Source organism: Microbacterium sp., from assembly GCF_047972865.1.
Taxonomy (GTDB): Bacteria; Actinomycetota; Actinomycetes; order Actinomycetales; family Microbacteriaceae; genus Microbacterium.
Genome location: NZ_JBKEAY010000226.1, coordinates 1 through 1,634 on the forward strand (window position 1 = coordinate 1; position 1,634 = coordinate 1,634).

Sequence of the window (1,634 nt, forward strand, 5' to 3'; positions counted from 1 at the left end):
ACTCCCTCGTAGCGGATCACGTAGAAGGGAAGCATCAGTTCTGCCGCGATCGCTTCCGCCACGCTCGTCTTGCCGTTTCCAGGCGGGCCAGACAGCAGAAGTCGGTTGCGCGGCTCAATACCGTAACTACGCAGAAGCTCGGCGCGCTTCTGCTCCTCGATCAGTTCGGTCACGACTCGTTGCGGGACCGGTGCAAGTTCGAGTTCATGCAGCCGACGGTTCGGTACGACCTCATGCACGAGATCGCGGATCGCTGCTGCTCGGTCGTCGCGGACGGGTCCCTGTCCCGTCGTCGTGATGAGTTGCGAGAGCCGATCGGCGAGAAGATGATGCTGGTTGGCGCGTTCTTCGGCGATGACGGACTCAACCAGAACCTTGAAGCGTTCCCGATCACCGCGGCGTTCGGCCTCGACGAGGTCTAGGAGTAGATCAGCGCGCGCCATCGCCCCGCCTCCTTCAGCCGTGTGTCGTCATGTGGATTCAAGTCTACTGTCGTGTGGCTCTGAGGCTACTTGGCCGCGCCGACATTCGCGGGTCCGCACCCCTGGGGCCGACACTGGCACTACATTGCCCGCGACGGCCCACCTCTCGACGGGCTTCGAGCTACGTGAGCATCATCCACGGGTTCAGCGGCCACTCGCACTCGGTCGAGGGCTGCCCGCGCCCGCGCAGCGTCGATCTTCTGGACCGCAGACTCGGGTGGGGCGCCGAGGGGTGTGTCGTCTGTGACGCGGTAGCGGTCTCGGTAGGCGGCGACTACGCGTGCGGATTTGCGCCAGGCCGGGGCTCGTCGTCGGTCGGTGGGCGGCGTTCCGAGCGCCTTCGTCCACGGTGCGCTCTCGGTCAGCGCAGCTTCGAGTACAGCGCCGGCGCGCGCCTCGATCAGTTCCTCTCGCTCGTCGAGGGCCGCTCGCATCTCGGCGTCGATGACTCCGTGCGCTTGCGGGATGAGGCCGGCGATGAGGCGCGCTGGCTTGCGAGTCCTGCCTGAGCCTGCGGGCGGGCGGTCGCCCGTTCGACCCCGGTAGTGGAGTACGGCGGCGATGTCGTCGGCGTCGCTGAACCCGCGCGCTGCCACGAGACGCGGCAGCAACACATCGACGTTGTGATGATTGGCCTCGGCGCGTCGGAGTTCGGCCGTGAGCGGGCCGAACGCCTCGGACTCGATGGCGTTCTCGGCCTGTTCGTCGGCGAGACCGGAGCCACGGACGAGGGTAGCCCAGCGGTCGTGTTGGGCTGCGGCGGCTATGGTCTCGTACTCGGCTGCGAGCTGAGCGATCGAGCCCCACTGTTCCTGCTCAGCGACGATGGTCTCGTGCGCCGAGAGTTCGGCCCCGCTGTGCTGCAGAACGCCGTGGAGGACGCTTCGCGCAGTGGCATGCGGGTCGTCGCCGGGGTGTGGCTGCGCGTGGTCGTCGGCGCGGTCGAGCGTCACGTAGGCGTGGTTCGAGTGCCGCCCTCGGGTCATCGCGACGTAGAAGGTCTCCCTCGTCGAGGTCGGTTCGACCAGGACATGCGCGGTGTCGGTCGTGACGCCTTGGGCACGGTAGGCGGTGACTGCGTAGCCAAGGTTCCGTAAACGCACCTACCTCTTCCACGAGTAGGAAGGTGGGCAGGAGATGGGCCATGACCAG

1 protein-coding gene and 1 pseudogene are annotated in these 1,634 nt (G+C 66.8%); both read right to left on the reverse strand.

Annotation, left to right across the window (positions count from 1 at the left end; all coding sequences use genetic code 11):
• Positions 1-443: AAA family ATPase (locus ACK5KK_RS14055; protein ID WP_416890710.1), on the reverse strand; the 443-nt coding region annotated here is incomplete at its 3' end.
• Positions 444-562: 119 nt separating this feature from the next.
• Positions 563-1,573, reverse strand: a pseudogene (locus tag ACK5KK_RS14060) (C-terminal helicase domain-containing protein); the annotation flags it as partial.
• Positions 1,574-1,634 lie beyond the last annotated feature (61 nt).